Origin of the sequence: Acinetobacter calcoaceticus DSM 30006 = CIP 81.8 (assembly GCF_000368965.1) — a bacterium.
Taxonomy (GTDB): domain Bacteria; phylum Pseudomonadota; class Gammaproteobacteria; order Pseudomonadales; family Moraxellaceae; genus Acinetobacter; species Acinetobacter calcoaceticus.
Genome location: NZ_KB849780.1, coordinates 1,605,416 through 1,626,401 on the forward strand (window position 1 = coordinate 1,605,416; position 20,986 = coordinate 1,626,401).

General features: G+C 38.5%; 14 protein-coding genes and 1 pseudogene. 4 read left to right on the top strand and 11 right to left on the bottom strand.

Annotated elements, in window-relative coordinates:
• Positions 1-2: 2 nt before the first annotated feature.
• The 9 genes and pseudogenes from F936_RS12535 to F936_RS12570 all read right to left on the bottom strand — a co-directional run bounded on the left by F936_RS12535 (position 3) and on the right by F936_RS12570 (position 14,353).
• Positions 3-794, bottom strand: a complete 792-nt coding sequence (locus F936_RS12535) for a putative type VI secretion system effector (RefSeq protein ID WP_005047769.1) — start codon at positions 792-794, stop codon at positions 3-5.
• Positions 795-3,572 (bottom strand): T6SS effector BTH_I2691 family protein, encoded by a 2,778-nt coding sequence (locus F936_RS12540; protein ID WP_005047771.1) that lies wholly within the window; start codon positions 3,570-3,572, stop codon positions 795-797.
• Between the two features lie 4 nt (positions 3,573-3,576).
• Positions 3,577-4,515 carry a hypothetical protein gene (locus tag F936_RS12545; protein ID WP_005047772.1) on the bottom strand — a complete coding sequence of 313 codons (939 nt, stop codon included), beginning with the start codon at positions 4,513-4,515 and terminating at the stop codon, positions 3,577-3,579.
• Positions 4,512-7,139, bottom strand: coding sequence for a type VI secretion system Vgr family protein (locus F936_RS12550; RefSeq protein WP_005047774.1), 2,628 nt, complete (start codon positions 7,137-7,139; stop codon positions 4,512-4,514). Before F936_RS12550 ends, F936_RS12545 begins: the two co-directional genes overlap by 4 nt.
• Before the next feature lie 152 nt (positions 7,140-7,291).
• Positions 7,292-7,615, bottom strand: a pseudogene (locus F936_RS18900) (hypothetical protein); the annotation flags it as partial.
• Positions 7,616-7,680: 65 nt separating this feature from the next.
• A complete protein-coding gene (locus tag F936_RS12555; protein WP_005047776.1) occupies positions 7,681-8,697 on the bottom strand; it encodes a PoNe immunity protein domain-containing protein in 1,017 nt (338 codons plus the stop codon).
• Positions 8,698-8,704: 7 nt separating this feature from the next.
• Positions 8,705-10,276, bottom strand: a complete 1,572-nt coding sequence (locus tag F936_RS12560; RefSeq protein WP_005047777.1) for a hypothetical protein — start codon at positions 10,274-10,276, stop codon at positions 8,705-8,707.
• Positions 10,276-13,353 (bottom strand): DUF2345 domain-containing protein, encoded by a 3,078-nt coding sequence (locus tag F936_RS12565; protein WP_005047779.1) that lies wholly within the window; start codon positions 13,351-13,353, stop codon positions 10,276-10,278. The genes F936_RS12560 and F936_RS12565 overlap by 1 nt, the downstream gene beginning before the upstream one ends.
• Positions 13,354-13,456: 103 nt before the next feature.
• A complete protein-coding gene (locus F936_RS12570) occupies positions 13,457-14,353 on the bottom strand; it encodes a LysR family transcriptional regulator (protein ID WP_016801988.1) in 897 nt (298 codons plus the stop codon).
• Between the two features lie 98 nt (positions 14,354-14,451).
• On the opposite strand from F936_RS12570, the gene F936_RS12575 reads away from it, so the two are divergent.
• The 4 genes from F936_RS12575 (at position 14,452) to F936_RS12590 (ending at position 18,104) form a co-directional block, all read left to right on the top strand.
• Positions 14,452-15,792, top strand: coding sequence for an MFS transporter (locus F936_RS12575; RefSeq protein WP_005047784.1), 1,341 nt, complete (start codon positions 14,452-14,454; stop codon positions 15,790-15,792).
• Positions 15,785-16,183, top strand: coding sequence for a hypothetical protein (locus F936_RS12580; protein ID WP_003651037.1), 399 nt, complete (start codon positions 15,785-15,787; stop codon positions 16,181-16,183). The genes F936_RS12575 and F936_RS12580 overlap by 8 nt, the downstream gene beginning before the upstream one ends.
• A gap of 95 nt (positions 16,184-16,278) precedes the next feature.
• On the top strand, positions 16,279-17,223 hold the full coding sequence (locus tag F936_RS12585; RefSeq protein WP_003651036.1) for an ABC transporter permease: 945 nt from the start codon (positions 16,279-16,281) through the stop codon (positions 17,221-17,223).
• Complete coding sequence (locus tag F936_RS12590) at positions 17,223-18,104, top strand: ABC transporter ATP-binding protein (protein ID WP_005047789.1); 882 nt, start codon at positions 17,223-17,225, stop codon at positions 18,102-18,104. The genes F936_RS12585 and F936_RS12590 overlap by 1 nt, the downstream gene beginning before the upstream one ends.
• Before the next feature lie 51 nt (positions 18,105-18,155).
• Here F936_RS12590 and F936_RS12595 read toward each other — a convergent pair whose 3' ends face one another.
• Both F936_RS12595 and atzF read right to left on the bottom strand, forming a co-directional pair.
• Positions 18,156-19,178 carry an ABC transporter substrate-binding protein gene (locus F936_RS12595; RefSeq protein WP_005047792.1) on the bottom strand — a complete coding sequence of 341 codons (1,023 nt, stop codon included), beginning with the start codon at positions 19,176-19,178 and terminating at the stop codon, positions 18,156-18,158.
• Positions 19,175-20,986, bottom strand: a complete 1,812-nt coding sequence (gene atzF, locus F936_RS12600; RefSeq protein WP_005047794.1) for an allophanate hydrolase — start codon at positions 20,984-20,986, stop codon at positions 19,175-19,177. Before atzF ends, F936_RS12595 begins: the two co-directional genes overlap by 4 nt.

The following is a 20,986-nucleotide window of genomic DNA, read 5'->3' on the forward strand; positions in this document are numbered from 1 at the left end:
TACTATTCGCTTGTTGTATTTTTACTAAAATAATCTTGAGAGTAAGGATCATTACCTTTTAAATTTTTTCTATATTTCATTACACTAATCTGAACACCATCATCAGTTAAAAAATCATTATAAAAATCTTGCTCTTTAGGATTTTCAAAACCTAATTTTTCAAAAATCTGCTCCGATAACTCCCCGAAATTTTTATAGGATTTACGAAAAGCAAAATAATTAACAAAAGTCGAAAATAAAATTGATGTAACTAATATTATTAAAATTGAAGAAATTAAATTGATAACAGAATCCCAGTTATAGGAAAAATCAAATATAAAAAAGAGTACAATTATAAAAGAAATAATAATCCATGAAATTAAAGAAAAATAGAATATCTGCTTAATAATAGCATTATAGCCCATTTTTACTGAACGGCCCATCTCATAAATCATATATAATAAGCCAGACTTCGGGTCGAGGATTGCATAAACTTGATGACGCCCATTCACAGGTTTTTCGCTAATTACAGCAATCAACTCATCATTTTCTTCAAAACGTGTTGTCGTAAATTGCCCTATTACTGGATATCCATCTATTTCACCTATAAAAGTTATACCATCCTTAGCCTTAGCGGCCATTACCAATATAGGTGCACTGGTAAGCAGAGAACTACTTTCCGCGAGTACACCTGCAAAAGCAGTTCCAGCCGCAATTCCACCAATATTCTGTTTAACTGGAATTTTAGACTTTGCTTTTTCTAAAGAATGTATTGGGCCTTTAACCAACTTAAGGTTTAATTTTAAATTTTCCATTTAGACACTCACCACAGCATTATTAAACTCTTTTTCTTCTTCTTTAACATCTTTAAAAGCATCTTCACCATTTTCCTTTTTTAGCTTGAATGCACATTTTTGACACCAGTCTTGCATTGCATTATCCAAAACATAATTTTTTAAATAGATTTCTAACCCTACTAAACCAATACCTACAATACTTAAGATAGCACCAACTTTTATAGCACTTACACCCAAAAATGCTCGCCCCAGAACATAACGGTCAATAGAATAATAAAGCGAGCTATTTCTCATTAAAGGCAAGTTTAATAGCGCATTAAAACCTACACCAAAAGTAAATAATGAATTCAAAGCTTTTAAACTGCTTAAAGCTATAGCATAAGGATTACTTTCTTTTTTTGATTTTATGAAACCCTTCACATCAATTATTAAGGAAAATATTGCACCTGCAATCGCGAAATATGCGCCAGTCCTAGCAATATAGGCAGCACGTTCTGCAAAAGAAAACTTTTCCATTGAGCTACTACCCACTTCTAAAATAGCAGCTGTTGTTGCCATCATGCCTGACATATATGACAAAGTATTATCTACTGATGGATCGATATTAAACTTAGAAATTTGTGTTCCAAAATTAATCAGTTCAAAAATAGCTACCACACCCGCCACGCGTAAACTCGCACTTGGCGAACTATTAGCAATAATTCGATCAATTTGACTAGCGGTTTTACTCGGATTTGTTGCAGGCGAAGAATATTTCTTCCAATTATTTTGAACCATTTCAGGTGTCAGCTTAATCCGACCCGTTAAAGTTTGAACTGGAATAAGATAATACAGAGAGTTCTTTGCAACATGCTCAACCAATGCCCCACTATGGGCAAAAGTATAAAACGTTAAGCGCCCAAGTTTTTTTGCAAATTCTGAACCTGGCGTATATTTCATACTCCACTTCACTGCACTTTGGGTCAGCTCAGACATCCAGTAAAATGTTTTTAATAGGCTAAATTTTTGTCCATGTAACATATAACCGTTATTGGTTTTATCTGCCGCCCATTCTTGCCAAGCTTTATCTGCGGCAACAAATGCTGCAATCGCAGTTTTAGCGGCATTTTGTCCATCATCCCAAGAAATATCGATAATACTTGGTGCTGCTGCATTATATTTATTTTTTAAACTTTCTTGGTTATAACAAATTGCCCTCATGTAAATATTTTCTTTGGCAATTTTTTCTACACCTAACCAAGTTTCAAGTAATGCTTGTCCACTCTGCACCCCACTCATCCCATTAATCATATCCATCGCATGAACATAAAAAATATTTCCATATGGAACTTGCACTTGCTCATCATAAGCATGAAGGGCATTTATTACAGCTTTAGACAATAACCATTTAATATGATCATCTCCTATGGCTCTTGCTCCAACTAGACATTCTTGAATTAATACATTAATTTTTTTATCAAAATTTGATTTAGCCACCATATCCAAATTTGGCTTATATTTTTGAATCCAAATCTGTTCTCCGTCCCTCCTACTTAATTTACCCATATCTTCAGTATAAATACCTTTATTTGCCGTTTGCTTCTCTTGAGCTTTTTTTAATAGCCTTTCTTGTTCTTCTTTTGATTTTCTTTTATATATTTTTTCTAACTCATAATTAATATCATCAGCATCTGTTAAGTTCTTTGGTAGTTCATCCCACAAACCCATTAATACTTGACTTTTGGTTACCTGAGTGCTCAATTGGCTACGTTCATTTAACAATCTATTTTCTAAACAAATTTTAATACTATCAATACATTGAGAACTATGTAAACGATGCTCATTTGTAAAATCCCCTTCTTTTTTTGCTAAAAAATCCATTACTTTTTTAAATTCTGAATTACGCAATGTATTTAATTTTCTTGTAATTCCTACAGGATCATATAAAGCCATACAAGCAAGCGATTTAGACTCATCTTTGAACTTGTTTAATGTTGCATCGATACGGTTTTTACCAAAACTGTTTAGATTATAAACCGTAGTTTTAAATTGGCTTGCAGCAATACAATGATCTTGTGCACTTCCACCATTAATTAAAATTTTCTGCCATTTTCCTTCTGTTACAAACTTATCAGCATTTTTTTCATACTCGGATATTTTGGCCTTACTCATAGGCACATGCGTATGAATAATATATGCAATCTTCGCCTCATCTTTAGGATTACTTTCTACAGCTATCACAGATGAATTAAAACTATGACCTGCTCCTTTACATGCGAACTCTGGAACACTTTTAGGTGCTTCTTTACCCACAGGGAAATAAGACAAATGTCCATTTGGGGTAACTTTATACCCAGCCCATTCCAATGCCCCAGATGTTCTTTTAACTAAGCGATAGATATACCCAGTATCAATCATCTCAACCGCATATTTGAGATGGCTTAACTGAATATCTTTAACATTTTTACCTAATGTTGCAGGTAAAGCAGGTGGATTATCTTTAACAACCGTGTACCTTAAAGGCAAAATATTAAAGCCTTTTCTACGACAAAAATTTGAACATTCTTTCTGGGCTTGCCCCGCACTACTATTTTGCATATTTGCAGCTGTTGACTGTTTTGCTGACTTTGCAATTTCACTTTCTTCAATCTTCTTATTAATATTTTTAGCAACTGTTGGGTTACGCATATCACCCACTGGTGCGGTTTTTCCCATAACAGGAATTTTACCCTGCTTCTGTTTTTGCTGAGCAATAATTTCATTAAATGAATTATTTGATTTTGACTTACCCAATATCATTTTTTGATTTTCTGTCATCTTTTTATCCATTCAATTCTTTAGCTATCTGTTCATATAAGTCTTTCGTTACATAATCCATAGCATCTGTAAAAGACATTTCATTCATTACACAATGGTCGTAGAGCACATTGGTTACCACAGGATGCTGTATGAAATTTTTATGTATAATTTGGCTGTACAAACCATATGTGACTAAATCTAAATGATTTTGAATACCATAATCATGGTAAGCCTCTTTAAGATTTTGATGGATTTCAACTGGATGAATTTTTATTAGATCAACTTGTTCAAATTCATTTAATTGTTGAAATACATTATTAGCAATTTCAATTAAATCTAAATCTATAGATTGCTCAAGGTTCACTTTTGTTAGATTCAAGATTGATTGCGATTCATCGTAAGACTTAAAGCCAAATAGACCTTTTGGATGCAAAAAATGCCATTGTTTAAAGCCATTTAATAAGCCATCTACATATTCTGTTTTAAAAATCTCATCCAAGTAGATCAGGACTCTAGGATCATACCAACGGAAAAGAATTTTTTTATCTTGATCAGAAATTACTAATTTAGTTTTTATCTGGTCTCGTAATTCCTCAAGTGAGCGTGTCTTCGCCACGCCAAACCCATGAACAAAATAGCAATCATTCGTAATATTTTTATTTCTCGATAGATTTTGCAATAAATCTTCTTTAACCTGCTCAAATACTTTTTTATCATCAATACAAATAAAAAAGAGGTTTGATTTTGCAATTTCTTTTTTATGCGCTAAAGGGATATATGCAATATTTTTGTTTGATAAATTATCTATTACACCGTTAAAAATAGAATCATTCAATGTAGTATCTAATAAAAAAATGATCTGACCATATTCATTCAGAATTTGGATACACTGTTCTTCAATTTTAGAAGTAATATCTTTTAAATCTTCATATTGGGTTGTATTAGAAATCGACAAACTCATGATAAATCTACCTTAGCCGAACCATTCTGAGCGGCTTGAGCCTGCTTCGCAGAACAGTCTGGTAAATCAAGCGCAGGTGGATTTATCGAGCCCCCTCCCATAAACAAATGTTGCCCTGCTTTCACCTCAAGCTTACCGCCCGTAACAGGGAAAATGCCTGAACCATTCAGCTTTACTTGAGATCCATTTGCAGTCAGATTAATTTCAGTTGGGCTAGTAATAAAAACCGTGTCTTCAGTTGAAGTAATTTGCACACCCTTTCGAGCAATGACATCTAAGCCATCACCTTGTGCCTGAATTTCTACTTTACCTTGACCAGCAAAAAGGCGAGCGCCTTCTTGGGCTGCAAATAGACTTATTTTTTGACTTGCATGAGCCACTATATTCTTTTGTGTACTGATATTAATGCTATCACCTGCACTTTGAGTAAGCTGACCATCTGCACTAACATAGATGTCCTCATTACTGCTCACAGCGATACTTTTTGGAGATGCCAACAGCATCACCGCTGATTGGAACTCTGCAGCCTTTTTTGGGTCTTCTTGTTGGAGGACTTCAATAAATGCCTGAATATTTTCAATCACATCTAGTGGATCAGTTTGCTGATTTTTGGCAACTTCGCTGAGTGCCTTGGCATTATTGAGGCCACCTTCAATTTGTTGTTTGGCGTCGGCTGCATCAAGGTGTACGCCTTGAGCTTGGTCCTGTTCATGAGTGCTCATAAGTAAGCCACTGCCTGCTCTTACTACACCCCACTGATCAGTTCTGAGTTCGAAACCTTCACCTCGGCCATCACTTGTCGCGCTTTCTTTTGGATGGCTTAAGTTACCGAGGTTGAGCTGACTGACAGCATGACTACTTTGGAGCTGGGCACTGATTTGCCCTGTGGTGTCATCAAAACGTAGCTGGTTAAAGCCCTTACCATCGACTTCTTCTGAGCGAATGCCGCTGAGCTTTTTGGTGTCGGGTAACTGGCCTTTCTGGTCAAACTGGGTTGGGTGACGTTCAGCTTCGTGAATGCGGCCCACCACAAATGGACGGTCAATATTGCCGTCAAAGAAGTCGATCACCACAATCTCACCCACACGTGGCAAGAAGCGTGCTCCATAACTTACGCCTGCCCATAGGGTTAGTACATCTACCCAAGCTGAGTCGGTATCATTGTCGTTACTGCCTGCTCCACCGTCATGACTATGGTCGTCAGCTCTAGTAAACAGAAAACGGACTTTAATGCGTCCCCATTGGTCAACATGGATACTTTCGCCTTCCAAGCCCACCACTCTAGCGCGCTGTGGGTAAGCTGCTGGTCGGTGCTCTAACGGATGATACTCAGGAACAGTTTTAATATTTCTACGCGACAAAATGAGTTCATTACCTTGACGCTCAGTCTTGTCATTTAGCCCTGATTGATTGTTTTGCCATTGGCTTTGACTAAAAAGTTGATTGATTTGTTGTTGCAAATCTTTAGGCAAATTATTTTGCAAATAGAAGCTTTTGCCAATAATAAGAAACTCTTTGTCTGACCCGCTATGCGTATCTATTTCTGGATGTTCATTGAGTTCAAACCAATAACCAACCTGCGCATCACGTACTGTGGTTTGTGCACGGAAGTATTTCGATTGAGATGCATAATAATCGGATAGATTTTGGTTGAGTTTTTCTAGCTGCTGGTGACTCGATGCGGTGGCTTGATCTTCACCGTTTAAATCTTGCATCCAAGCAGGACTCATGTGCCATGCCTGCTCTAGACTTAAACTTGCATTATCCTGATTAGCACTATGACTATGCTTTGACTGAACACTCCCCATGCCTTCTTCTTGACTTAAGGCATCAGCCTGCCAGCGTTGCACATGCACGGCTGTAGATTGCAAGTTTCGAGTTGGCACGAGGCTCGTCATACTGTCTTGTTGTTCAACTGCGCTACTACGGTGATAACGGATATTTCTTCGGTCTAATACTAAATATGATTCATTATTATCAATTAAACGTAATTTTTGCGGTTGAATCTCATCCGAGCTATCAGTGGCAAACAACTGAGCTTCATCAATTAACCAGTTAATGCCTTCACTACGCCAAAGTCGGGTTAAAAAATCATAATCCGTTTCATTACTTTGCATAACAAAAGGTCGAATATCGTAGTTTTCAGTTAAACTTTTTAAATCTAAAGTTAAGCTAGACGCGAACAATGGGCTTTTGTTCTGCCATTCTGTAAATAGAATTTCAGTGATATCCCGTACACTTTTACTCATAAACACACGGCTATTTCGGCGTTTATGCCATAGTGTGGTCGGGTCTTGTAATCTCAGTTTATACAGTGTCAATGAACCATCACTCTGCCCCTGACTGGCTTCAGTAATAATTCCGCTAGTTCTAAATAATTGCCCCTGATCAGTTACCTGATCGACTGCAACCTGACAACCAATAAATTGTTTTAATGAAATATGGGCATTCGTAGAAAGACAAAATAGATCGACAGCCAGCCCTTCATTTAACTGATGCTGCCCTTCAATACTTTGTAAAAAGACTTGTGTATTCAACGATGGATTAGAAAACTGAATATGAAGCACGCGTTTTTGCGAACTAATACCCAAATTTTCTAGAATTCTATGTATATGAGATAACATCTTTTTATGAAAATTTTGTCAGGATTGGCATTATTTTACAAAATACAGACACATCTGTCTATTTTGTAAAGAAAAACTTAACCATATGAATACAAGAATGGTCGAAAATGATATCCGTGATAAATATATAAAAGTGAATTAACAACTTACGCTATTAATTCATTTTTAAAGGTTATTAGTATTCCAAGAAATTTATTTTGAATTTGAGCCTGATAGCCTTTGTCAGGCCCATTCAACAATAATTACTGAGTTAAACGTCCGACTTCATCATAACGTTGTTGCTGACTAAGACCATTTGCATAGTGTCGTAATGTCTCTCTATGTAAATCATCGCACTCAAAGCTAACAACATCTTCACCATTTAATGCCATGCCATAGACATGCCCACGACCATATGTCAGTCAATCTATTCTCTGTCCATCTGGTCGTATGGTTGTAGTTCGATTATTTAATTCATCATATACATGGTTCCAGACATGAAAAAGCCTATCAAATGGATAGGCCTCTTATACTAATAGAATGAATTAAAGAGATAAAAATATTATTGATTTTCTATATCTAAATACCAAATGGTTTCACCCCAAGTGTTATCTTTAATTTCAGGCATAATTTCGCCTTGATTAAAATGACGCTTTTGCATGTCATTGGCTGGACTATACCATTCGCCGGATTGTAGACAAGGCTGCCCAGCTTCACAACGTAAACGGTTAGCTTCTCCCTCTATATTTCCATGTTCATCTAGAACTGTATACTGGCTTCGAGCATAATCAACCAAGTCTTTTGGATAGTATGGTTTATCTCGATAACTACTGTCATCTATTCGCAAAATGACCGTCATAGCTGCTGCTTCTAGCGACCAATAGCCTGGGAAAAAACTACTCTTATGACGATCATGATAAGGTTCTCTTTTGCTTGCACCATACCACTCATCCATATAAGCCGACATCAGAACAGGACGGTCAGTTTCATCCGCCGTAAATACTTTTTCAAGCTTTCTATACGGAAGTTGTCTTAAATACACTCCCGAGATTTCCCGATCTGGTAACCATGGAGAAACTAGCTTATCCAGTAATGCATCTTGCTCATCATTTTCATAAGCCAGAATTTCCATAATTGTTTTTAAATGCTCAGGTTGAGCAAATAAAATAGAGAAACAAACTAACTGTAAAGCTTCCCAATATTCATCTGTTACCAATTCTAAATGTGGTACTAAATGCCCATCACTTTCTGAACTTTGATGAAAATTGATATGGTGTTTAACATAAAGTTTCAAATATTCAATAATATTTGGAAAATAATTAGCTAACTCTTTTATAGATGAACCAGCAGAATAACTATAAAAAATAAGCTCTAAGCTTTCTTTAAACAAAAGACTTGAGGCATTCATTAAACCACTAAAATGATACCCCTCTACAGATAAGCTATCATCATTTATGGACCTCATAGTCTCCGGAATGCCATCAATTGCAGAGGAAGCAACCATCTGATAATCCTTATATTTCTGATAAGGTTCTCTTCTTAAATTTTTCCAGTCTTTCTCATTCAATAAGGTAATCATTTAAGTATTATTCCATCAAAACATTATCGGGTAATAAAATTATAGGCTGCTGAATATTATGGGTTTTACCTTTAGATCGATCATGTTGCTCATATTGTTTACCTGTTACCATATAAATTTCACGACAGTATAACGTAATAGGCTTTCTTAACCTCTGAGCACTACGATATTCAAGAATAAATTGATTTTTATAACCCACTGATATCGATGCATCAACAATTATTGATGAGTTAATCCATTTATGACTCATCTGACGACCTTTAGACTTAGTTCCACTTAGCCCGGCTTTCCCTTGACTGCCCGTTAGAGCCCCTTCATTTTTTATAGAGGTCTCCGCACTAGTTGATCTTTTACCTAACCCTGACTGTTCATTGTATTCAGTCTTAGGATCAAAAATTTTACCAATCTCGCTTCGATTACCTTCAATTGCTTTAGCATCAGAATCTGCCATTCCCGCTAAAAAAGCAAAATGACCAAAAATACTTCCCTTTGTTTCACCAACCAAATATTTACGACCTTTATGACTTCCAAACCACAAATGATCTATACCAGTTTGGTTAATATCTTGTTTACGTATTCGGTCACCCATTGCATTACGCTTTAAACGATCATGTTCTTCTATTAAACGTCCATTATCATTAATTTTACGTAAACCTTTTCGCTTTTCTTTTGAATAGTAATCCACAATATGCTCAGCAGGCACACCTGTAGACCAACGCTTTTTTTTCGATTGCCTAATTTCTTGACTACGTTTTGTTTTATTAGCAGCAGAACTCTGAACAGTCGGAGCCTTATCTTTTACTTGCTGCTGTGCTCCACCCCGTTGATGACTTGAGGGTTGTTGAGATGAGGCTTTTCCTTTCCCTGCAACTGTTGTCTGTCTAGGCGAAACTTGACGTGTGGTTTTAGCTGCTGCTGTACTCGGTAGTGGTGGATGCATATTCAGCATTTGATTAACTGTTTTTTGAATTTCCGCAAACGCAGAATTCATGTATTTTGGAGCATCTTTTTTTACTTGTTGAAGCATACGAATTACTTCGTTTACTTTAGGCCTACCCATTACTTGTTTTGCTAACCAAGAATCTAACACATCTACAAATTCATCAATCATTTTATTAAGTAAGGAAAGGCATTCGTTTTTAAGTCGATTCCAATCCATTTCTTTTAATGCTTTTTTAGGATCTATTTTGGCATATTTACGCATAGCATCAAATACACGCTCTGCATTTGCACCATTTCTTGCAAGCTTAAAGCCTGCTTTAAATGCATCTCCAAATCCGGGAATGCATCCAATTAAAGTAATGACTAAATCTACCCATCCCATTATATTGGCCGGATTTGTAGCTACTAAAATAATCCCCTTAATTAAATCACGTAAATCAAATAATTGTCCTACGACAGGAACGCATCCTAAAATTGCTGTAACAATAATTTGACTAGGCCCTGTACCACTCCCGTCTAGTAGACCTAAAAACCACTTACCCACATCGTCATCTGCTTTTTTCAACTGCTGAGGTGTTACTCTTTGTGTTACCGGTTGTTTGGTTGCTTTTGCCGGTACAGAAGGTAAAGTCGCCATTAAATATCACCTTCTTGATAATTACGCTCAGATTCAGCTTCGTCATCTGTTAAATCTTTCGAATGCATCTCTTTATATGATTTTGTCTCAGGTGTAATTTCATTTTCTAAAATATAATCATCATAATAGTCATGTATGATTTCGCTGTTATTTTGCATTTCTTCAATTTCATCATCAAAAAAATTATCTTTTAGATAAGCATTGTATGTGTCAGAGAAAGATGCTCTTGCAGATATCACATCTACTTCAGTACGTATTTTTTGCTCAGCAATAGGATTTTTCAAAAGCTCTATAAAATGTTCTGGTTTAACTCTAATGTCTTCGCCATATAAAACTTTGGCTTTCTTCCCTAACTCGATATTGTCAATTTTAACGTAACCATTTGCATCCAATACCCCTTTTTTACTGGTGCCATCTTCAAATAAAAGTTCATATGTTGCTTGTTTTACGGGAGATAAATCTTCATAAACATAATTAAGCTCTATTGAACCAGTATTTTTTCCTACTGCTGGTAAAGCTGGCAACTGCGGAGATACACTCCCTCCCCCCATAAACAAATGTTGCCCAGCCTTCACCTCAAACTTACCACCAGTGACAGGGAAAATTCCCGAGCCATTAATCTTGATTTGAGATCCACCCGCTGTGATAACAATTTCTTTAGAAGCACTAATTTCAATTTTGTCTTCTGTAGAAATAATCTGCACAGCTTTACGGGCAATTAAATCTGCCCCATCACCTTGCGCTTGAATCTCGACTTTACCTTTGCCTGCATACAGTCTTGCCCCTTCTTGAGCCGCAAAAAGGCTGATTTTATTTTGGGCATGCGCAATCAGGCTCTTTTGTGTAGTCAGGTTAATGCTGTCTCCAGCAGTTTGGCTTAACTGAGCATCTGCGCTTAAGTGAATGTCTTCATTACTGGCTAGAGCAATACTGTTAGGTGCAGTTAATATCATCAAGGCTTGCTTAAAAGCAGCAGCTTTGTCTTGATCTTTTTCTTCAATTTGCTCTATGAAGGTTTTTAAGTTCTCAAGCACTTCCAATGGATCAGTTTGCTGGTTTTTAGCAACTTCACTGAGTGCCTTGGCATTGTTGAGGCCGCCTTCGATTTGTTGTTTGGCCTCGTTTGCGTCTAGATGTACACCTTGGGCTTGGTCTTGTTTGTGGGTGCTAACAAGTAAACCACTGCCAGCTCTTACCGCACCCCACTGGTCAGTTCTGAGTTCAAAGCCTTCACCACGACCGTCACTTTCGGCTTTGTCTTTTGGATGGCTTAAGTTACCGAGGTTTAATTGGCTTGCCGCATGGCTGCTTTGCAACTGCGCACTGATTTGTCCCGTGGTGTCATCAAAACGTAGCTGGTTAAAGCCCTTACCATCAACTTCTTCTGAGCGAATGCCACTCAGTTTTTTGGTGTCAGGTAGCTGGCCTTTCTGGTCAAACTGGGTTGGGTGACGTTCAGCTTCGTGAATGCGCCCCACCACAAACGGGCGGTCAATATTGCCGTCAAAAAAGTCGATGACCACGATCTCGCCCACGCGTGGCAAGAAGCGTGCGCCATAGCCCGCGCCTGCCCACGGGGTGAGTACATCTACCCAAGCTGAGTCGGTGTCATTTTCGTTACTTCCCGCTCCACCATCATGGCTATGGTCGTCAGTTCGGGTAAACAGGAAACGGACTTTAATGCGTCCCCATTGATCGACATGAATGCTTTCGCCTTCCAACCCCACCACTCTAGCACGCTGCGGGTGAGCTGCTGGTCGGTGTTCTAGCGGGCTATATTCAGGCACAGCTTTAATGTTGCGTCGAACGACATTCAGTTCAGCATAGTGGCGCTGCTCAGGATTTTGCGTGTCGAGTTGGGCTGCCTTGAGCTTGTCTTTTGGTAATAGTCGCTCAAGTTGCTGTTGTAATTCTTTCGGTAAATTATTCTGGTTATAGTAGTGTTTGCTTAAGATTAAAAATTCTTTATCAGCACTGTCGTGGCGATCAAGTTCAGGGTGGTCATTGAGTTCAAACCAGTAACCCACCTGTGCATCACGAACGTTCCCTGAAACGGTAAACTGTTTAGAGCTAAAGTGATGGTAAGCATTAATATGCTGGTTCAGTTGTTCAATCTGGTTATTGCCTGAGGCGGTGGCTTGGTCTTCGCCTTTTAAGTCCTGCATCCACGCGGGGCTAACATGCCATGCATCTTCAAGGTTTAGGCTGGCATTATCATAGTGTTCACTATGTTGCTGCGTGCCCTGTACGCTGCCACTGCCTTCTTCTTGTTGTAAGGCGTCGGCTTGCCAACGTTGCACATGAACAGACGTTGGCTGTAAACGACGCTCAGCTTTGACTTGGGTAATAGTATCGAACTGTTCTGTGGCACTGCTGCGTTGGTAACGTAGGCTACGGCGCTCAAGAGCCTGATAATTTTGGTTATCGTCAATTAAACGCAGTACTTGTGGCTGAATGGACGCATTCGGGTCGGCTACTAAAAGCTGTGATTCATCAACCAACCAGTTAATGCCTTCGCTACGCCACAAACGGGTTAAAAAGTCATAGTCGCTTTCGTTTGACTGCATCACAAATGGACGCACATCGTAGTCTTTAGTTAACCCAGCCGTATCGAGCGTTAAGCTTGAGGCAAATAGCGGGCTTTTACCCTGCCATTCTTTAAACAGAATTTCGCTAATATCACGAACGCTTTTATTCATAAACACGCGGCTATTACGACGTTTATGCCAAAGTGCAGTTGGGTCTTTTAAGGTGAGGTTATAAATGGTCAGTGAGCCGTCGCTTTGACCTTGGCTCGCTTCAGTAATAATGCCTGTTGTTCTAAAGAACTGGCCCATGTCAGTGACCTGATCGACAGCAATCTGACAGCCAATAAATTGTTTTAATGCGATGTGTGCGTTCGTCGACAGACACAGTAGCTCAGCAACGCTGCCCTGATTAAGCGTATGTTCGCCTTCAATGCGTTGCAAGAAGACTTGATTGTTTAATGATGGGTTGGAAAATTGCACATGAAGTACACGATTCTGTGCAACCAAACCTAAACTATCTAAAATTTGAAATATTTTATTGGACATCATTATTATAAAACTGAGTCATAATCAGCGCTATTTTATAAAAAACAGACAGAATTGTCTATTTATATAAAATAACTTATCGTCCATAACTTACATACTTTTTAGTTTATCTAAAAGAAAGACGGGCCACCAAAAAGTCTATAAATGCTCGAGTTTTGGCCGGTAAATTAGAAGTATTAGGATAAAGTAATTGAATATTTTGTAACGGTAATGAGAAGTCAGGAAATAACCGAATTAAGCGGTTTTGTTGAATATCTTCATCAACTAACCATGCTGGGCAAATCGCAATACCTAATGATGACAGCGCCATTTGATGAATTGCGGTTACTGAATTTGATTCATACTGACTTCGAATAAAAGGTAATGAATATTGCTCCCCTAAACTATTTTGCAAAATATATTGTGAATCTTGCCAATTTAATAAGGTGTGTCCAATCCAAGGAACATCTGCCAAATCGGATATATTTTCTACAGGATGTTTTTGTATAAATTGCGGTGTAGCAACAATGTAAATTGGATATTCCCCAATTTTTCGAGTTTTTAGAGATGAGTTTTTTAAATTTCCTAGCCGTATAACAAGATCTAATTTTTCAGTGACTAAATCATCGAGAGATGAATTAAACGAATATTGTAAGCGTAAATGTGGGTAAAGCCGACAAAACTCAGGAAGTAAAGGCAAAATAAAGCGTTGACCAAATTCATTGGTTGATGAAAAACGTAAAGTGCCTGTAATGCTTGCGCCTAAATGTTGGCTTCGCTCAAATGCGTCATCAATCTGAAGTTGGATTTGTTTGAAGTCCTCATAAAAATGCTGGCCTATTTCAGTTAATGCAATATTACGAGTGTTTCGAATTAAGAGACTTGTATTTAACTGCTTTTCTAATTGTTTTATATCAATACTGACCATTGATCGGCTCAGTCCCAAAATTTCGGCAGCCTTAGTAAAAGATCCGGAATCGACAACTTGTAAAAAACTAGTAATTTGCTTGAGATTTTTTTGCACAATTCAGCCGATTGTTTGAAATTATTAAACAATGATTTTACTTCTCCTGCATCGACAATAAAAGAGCCGAATCTTACCCTGCCTGCACGGAGGTAGGTATGTCTTATCGATATAAAATAGCAACGGTGTTTTTACTTGGGTTCTTTATTGATTGCATTAACATTTTTATGTCAGCAATTGCTTTACCTAATATTGCATCATCATTTTCAGTCAGCCAATCCATGGTCGCTTGGGTAACAAATGCCTATATTCTCGGCCTCATTTTAATCATGCCGATGAGTTTATGGTTAGCCACCAAGTTAGGGAACCAAAAGTTATTGTGTTATTCGATGCTGTTATTTTCTATAAGCATTTGCTTTATTGGATTTAGCGAATCGATTTATAGCTTAATCTTTTGGCGATTTATTCAAGGTATCGCTGGAGGTTTATTAATTCCAGTCGGCCAAGCACTCGTATATGCCTTATTCCCCAATCAAGAACGCCAACGCATTTCTACAATGATTATGGCAATTGCACTGATTGCACCAGCTTTTTCACCTGCCCTTGGTGGTGTAATTATTGATTCATTGAATTGGCGATGGGTATTTTTTTCTAATCTTCCATTTTCTTTGCTTGCCTCATTTTTAGCATGGCTATGGGTTAAAAAAACAGAGAATGTGTCGAGTGAAAAACCAGACATAAAAGGCTTGGTTATTTTTAATATAAGCCTGTTATGTTTGTTACTCTCATTTTCATTCTATGGGGATTATCACAATCTCACGTTGGCTGTAAGCAGTTTGCTAATTTCGGTGGGAATGCTGATTTTTTACATTCAACATTCGAAAAAAATCGATCATCCTATTCTCAATCTACAGTTATTAAAAAATAAAAATTTACGCAATGCATTTATTATTTATTACGCTGTTCCTGGTATTTTTACAGGTGTTAATTTACTCAATATTTTTAATTTACAGGTTAACCTTGGCTTTAACGCAAAACAAACTGGCTCATTCATGTTGCTCTATGCAGCAGGTGCGCTAGTGGCAATGATCAGCGGTGGCCTACTCTATCAACGGTTAGGAAAGAAATATTTACTTATTATTGGCGTTACCCTTCATAGCCTTGGTATCTTTTTCTTATTTTTTATTTCAAACACTAGTCCAATCAGCTTGTTAGTATTCGCCTATTTAGTGATGGGTATGGGAGGCGGCTTAAGCGCCAATATTGCCCAAATTAGTTCGTTAATTGATTTTACGGGTCAAGATTTACTACAAGGCAGTGTACTCTGGAACATCAATCGACAAGTTTCATTTAGTGTCGGTACTGTTGTTCTCATTTCGATTTATAACCTTATGTCTGGCTCAACTGATCTCATTCGTTATCAACATACTTTTTTAATTGCAGCAGTCCTCTGCTTACTTTCACTCATTCCCATTTTAAAGGAGAAAGCACATGTCTAACCAAATGGATCAGGCCATTCAAAGCGTGATTGACCTACACGTTTTGATCGAAAATGTATTTACAGGAAAAAATGCACAGCAAAGTCTGAGCCCGCTTTTAGATAGCTTTGATCAAAATTTTAAGATGGTAACGGTTCAAGGTCACTCCATTGGTTTCGCCGAAGTGAATAGTTTATTTAGTCAAAATATTGGAAAAAAGCCTTCTTTAAAAATCGACATTATTAAGAGTACAGCTTTATACGAATTTGAAAATTATTGTTGGGTGCAATATCAAGAACATCAACAAACGAGTGAAACCGAAACAGTACGTACGTCCACTGCCTGCATTAAAGTAGAAGACGAAAAATGTTATTGGGTGTATTTACATGAAACTTTAGTTCCCTCGTCTTAATTCATCTAGAGCACCTTAAAGATGGCACCTATTTTGCTTAACAATATTACGTTTTATGAAAATCGTAATACTGATCAAAATGGGGAGCTCTCGATATGGGTTATGTTGCAAAGGAATTTACGCGAAAGAACAAGCTGATTCTCAGTATTTGTTCTTTCGTTATTCCAATATGTCTTTGGTGCGCAATCAGTTACTTACCTTTTGTTTGGCATCCTCAAGTACAAATCACGAGTTCGGGAAGTGTTTCTTACTTACAAGTAGGAAGTCACATTGATAAAAATGTGTTCTATCTCGAAGCACAAAATGCAGTCAATCGAAATTCTGCACCACCACAAGGTATTTTAGTTAATCCGATTTATTTACCCGCTCCTCATGAAGTAGCTCAAGCTTTGGTGACTGCATTTACTACGCCACCCGAACAACCTGATTCGCCGTGGTTTCATCAAAGTTTATGGCACAGTATTAAACTGGTATTTTCAGCTTTTTTCATATCTTCATTAATCGGGATTCCACTGGGTATTTTGTGTGGTTTTTCTAAGCGCATTTCACTGTTAACAGAGCCATTTGTCGAGTTTTTCCGTTACTTGCCTGCACCAGCGTTTGGCGCACTTGCAGTGGCAATTTTAGGAATTAATGATGCCCCTAAAATTGCAATTATTGTTATTGGTACGCTTTTTCAGCAAATTCTCATTATCGCCAATACCACCCGAATGGTAGATCGAAGCTTAATTGAGGCCGGCTATACGCTTGGCACCAATAAGCTCAAAAGTTTATTCCATGTGGTGATTCCTGCTGCCTTACCTGATATTTACCGTGACTTACGTGTGCTATTGGGCTGGGCATGGACCTATTTAATTGTTTCAGAGTTGATTGGTACGACTTCAGGTATTACGTGGTTTATTACCCAACAGGCACGCTATCAAAACTTTGACAATGTCTATGCAGCCATTCTGATTATTGGGGTGATTGGTCTGGTCTGTGATTGGGTATTAATGAAATTGGGTGAGCGGATGTTCACTTGGAAAGTAGGAGCAAAATAATGAATGATTCAACATTTAACGCGCATGAATACTTTCAAAAAATTTATGAACGTCCTGTTATTTTAGAAGCTAAACAGCTCAGCCAAGTCTTTAAACATGGTCAAACCGAACGCACTGTTTTAAATAAGCTCGATTTAAAAATTCATAAAAGAGAATTTATTTGTGTGATTGGTCCTTCTGGCTGCGGCAAATCGACGCTGAGCCGTGTCATTGCGGGTTTAGACCCATACCATAGCGGAGAAATTTTAGTAGACGGCGAATGCATTACTGGCCCATGCCCTGAACGCGGTATGGTGTTTCAGGGTTATACCCTTTTTCCATGGAAAACTGTAAAAGAAAACGTGATGTTTGGTCCGCAAATGCGCGGCGCTAGTCAAATGACAGCAGAGGCGCAAGCCCGTGAATGGATCAATATTATTGGTTTAGAAAAATATGAAAATCAGTATCCACACCAACTTTCTGGTGGCATGAAACAGCGCGTTGCAATTGCTAGAGCCTTGGTCAATCAACCTAAAATTTTACTGATGGATGAACCTTTTGGTGCGCTCGACCCTCACACTCGTCAAAAAATGCAAAAACACTTAATGGATTTATGGCAAAACATTGATATCACCATTATTTTTGTGACCCATGACATGGATGAAGCCATTTTACTGGCAGACCGAATTGTGGCACTCAAAGCCAACCCCGGTGAAATTAAGGAAATTATTGAAGTTAATTTACCGCGCCCACGCTCACTGGATTTAATGAGTACACCTGAGTTTAAACAGCTCCGTGCGCGGGTAGATTATCTGGTACATGCTGAAGAAGATGAACTTGACCCAGCTTTGCAAGATTTACCAAAAATTCCGCGTATGACTCAAGTCAGTACAGAAAAATAAAAAACACATTAAAAAGCCCAAGTTCAACTTGGGCTTTTTAATTGATTTAGCTTATTTGAGTTGTTCTACCAATGTTGGATAAATCAGCCCATCTACATTTTGTTCAGTTTTATAAATACCATTTTCAACGTTAAATTTATTGACGTGATAGCTAGAGCCATAAATCGAGTCAAAGCCTTGAGATTTAGCAAATACTTTTTTATTGGCATTGATATCTAATAGATGCGTTCCGCTGACCATCGACTCATATTGTTTCGGGTCAACCCCTGAACGGTTTGCCATGATTTTAACCGCATCGGCATGAGTTGCAGGGTCATTAATATATTTAACCGTTTTGTCCCACACCTGAATGATTTTTTTCCATTCTTCCTGATGGGCAGTTAAATGACTCATGTTGACGGTCAAGGTGTCATAAATTAAACCCGGCTTGTCTTTAGAGGTATAGATAATTTTAGAACCCGCTACGGCTTTTAATGCCTGCCCAGCAACAGGTTGCCAAACAGCAATCGCAGAAATATCTGGGCTATTGAACACTTGAGGTAATTGGTTGGTTGCTGAGTTTACTAGCTTGACCTCACTCGCTTTAATGTTATGGTCGGTTAAAGCTGTTGCTAGTAAAAGATGGTCAACCAAGCCTTTTTCGACACCGATTGATTTTCCTTTTAAGTCTTGAATGGTATTAATACCCTCTTTTGCAATAATGACATCATTACCCGCAGAATAATCTGTTGCCATGATCATCATGCCTTGAGTACCGCCCGAAGCGGTTACCAAGTTATCGCCATTAGTGACCAAAACGGCATCAAGCTGATTTGCCGAAAAAGCCGAGAGAGAAGCGGAATAATCAAACCATTTAAACTCAACATTTAACCCTGCTTCTTTTAACCAACCTTTTTCAATAGCCACTTGCCAAGCCACCCAGCCCGGCCAATCGCTATAGCCAATGGTAATTGGTTTTGTATTTGTGGCTGCCTGAGCATCTTGTTTAGCCTCGGGCACTTTAGCTGTATTGTCACACCCACCCAATACAACTGCCGATAAAATAGATACGGATAAAAACGCTTTTTTAATCATATAGAAACTTCCCCAACACTTTTACTAACAACACTTTGAGCGGTTTGATTGAGTGACTGTATATAGGCTCGCCAGCCCCCCAAATGGCTAATATCGGTTGCATCTTGAATGGCATAAGCTTCGCAAATAAAGCCTTTGACCCATGTTCCATCTTTTAATTTGAGGTTGCCAATGCCAAGTGGTGCAGGCACTTCAGCTACAATGGCCCCAAAATTTGCTAAAGGAACATCCCACACTTCAACCTCAATTGACGTACCTGCTGCATCGCATTGCAGGCCGGGTTTTGGTGGTGTGGTATTTTTTAAAGCAAAGAGCTTATAAGTATCTGCAGTCTGGGTTTTCTTGAGTAAAGTGGCATTACGACTAGTGAGCTGAAAATTAAGTGGCATGCCTGTTAAATGCGCTCCGACGACTGCAAGCTGCACTGAATGATTCGACTGGATATTTAGACTTTTTTGATAATGTTGGGTTGATTTACCCAAGCTTAGCAATGTTTCGGCTTGCCAGAGCTGCGCAAAATTGGCGAGTGCCTGATCGTGCCAAGCTGGTGCAATAAAGGTTACCCCGCTTGGTAAACCATCCTCACGCAGTACATTTGGTAAGGCCAATGCAGAAAGATCGGCAAAATTTACAAAGTTGGTATAGGCCCCCATGTGTGCATTTTTAGTCAATGGGTCGGCTTCAACTTCTGCAATGGTATAAATGGTTGGCGCTGTTGGCACCATCAAGGCATCAAAAGGTTGTAATGCCACATTAATTTTTCGAGCTAATACGGCGCGGTTATATTCAGCTTGAAGTGCATCTGTTGCCTTGAATTTATCTGCCTGCGCAATAATTTGAGCAATGACTGGATGAGCCTTTTCACGTGTTGTCATGCGTTCAACGGCGACTGTTCTTTCTGCCACCCAAGCATCGTTATACAGTGCGGCAGCAAGCTCATTAAACGCGCTGAAATCTATACTCTCAACTTCATAACCCAGCTTTTTTACGCGCTCAATTGCAATTAAAAAGGCCTTTTCAGATTCAAAATCACCATAAAACTCAAACTGAGCAGGAATAGCAATTCTTCGTTTAGAAAACTGAGTTGGTACATTGGCTGGATGTACTCGTGAATATTCATCTGTTTCATCATAGCCCTGCATTAAACTGGCAACTGTCCAAGCGTCATCAATATGCAGCGCAAAAATAGAAATGACATCAATAGTCCGACATGCAGGAATTAAACCTGTGGTAGAAAACCAGCCCTTTGTCGGTTTTAGGCCCACAATATTGTTATGGCCCGCAGGTACACGACCTGACCCTGCCGTATCGGTACCCAAACTAAAAGGCACAATGCCGTTGGCAACCACTACTGAAGAACCAGAGCTTGAACCTCCACTAATATATTCGGGGTTAAAACTATTTTTTACTGCACCATACGGAGAACGAACCCCAACCAGTCCAGTCGCAAACTGATCTAAGTTAGTTTTGCCCACCACAATCGCCCCTGCTTTTTTCAACTTGGCAACTACAGTGGCATCTTGCTTAGCCAAATATTGAACCTCTTTACAGGCAGCAGTCGTGTGAAAGCCAGCGACATCAATGTTGTCTTTGACTGCAAATGGCACGCCGTATAGAGGTAGGTCAGCAATATTCTGGTCTTTTAAAACATTAATTTGCGATTGAATCTGCTCAACGGAGGCAATTTCAATCCATGCATGGTCATCATTTTTAATTTCTGCAACATAGCCAATCAGATCTGCAAGATGGATTTGTCCGTTTTGATATGCGGTTTTCCAGTCTTGAATTGTCCATAAATTTTTCAACAC

Coding starts and splice junctions, on each gene's coding strand:
- F936_RS12595 (WP_005047792.1), bottom strand. CDS start 19,178: ATGATTAAAAAAGCGTTTTTATCCGTATCTATTTTATCGGCAGTTGTA.
- F936_RS12535 (WP_005047769.1), bottom strand. CDS start 794: ATGGAAAATTTAAAATTAAACCTTAAGTTGGTTAAAGGCCCAATACAT.
- F936_RS12550 (WP_005047774.1), bottom strand. CDS start 7,139: ATGTTATCTCATATACATAGAATTCTAGAAAATTTGGGTATTAGTTCG.
- F936_RS12580 (WP_003651037.1), top strand. CDS start 15,785: ATGTCTAACCAAATGGATCAGGCCATTCAAAGCGTGATTGACCTACAC.
- F936_RS12560 (WP_005047777.1), bottom strand. CDS start 10,276: ATGGCGACTTTACCTTCTGTACCGGCAAAAGCAACCAAACAACCGGTA.
- F936_RS12540 (WP_005047771.1), bottom strand. CDS start 3,572: ATGACAGAAAATCAAAAAATGATATTGGGTAAGTCAAAATCAAATAAT.
- F936_RS12585 (WP_003651036.1), top strand. CDS start 16,279: ATGGGTTATGTTGCAAAGGAATTTACGCGAAAGAACAAGCTGATTCTC.
- F936_RS12555 (WP_005047776.1), bottom strand. CDS start 8,697: ATGATTACCTTATTGAATGAGAAAGACTGGAAAAATTTAAGAAGAGAA.
- F936_RS12565 (WP_005047779.1), bottom strand. CDS start 13,353: ATGATGTCCAATAAAATATTTCAAATTTTAGATAGTTTAGGTTTGGTT.
- F936_RS12575 (WP_005047784.1), top strand. CDS start 14,452: ATGTCTTATCGATATAAAATAGCAACGGTGTTTTTACTTGGGTTCTTT.
- F936_RS12590 (WP_005047789.1), top strand. CDS start 17,223: ATGAATGATTCAACATTTAACGCGCATGAATACTTTCAAAAAATTTAT.
- F936_RS12545 (WP_005047772.1), bottom strand. CDS start 4,515: ATGAGTTTGTCGATTTCTAATACAACCCAATATGAAGATTTAAAAGAT.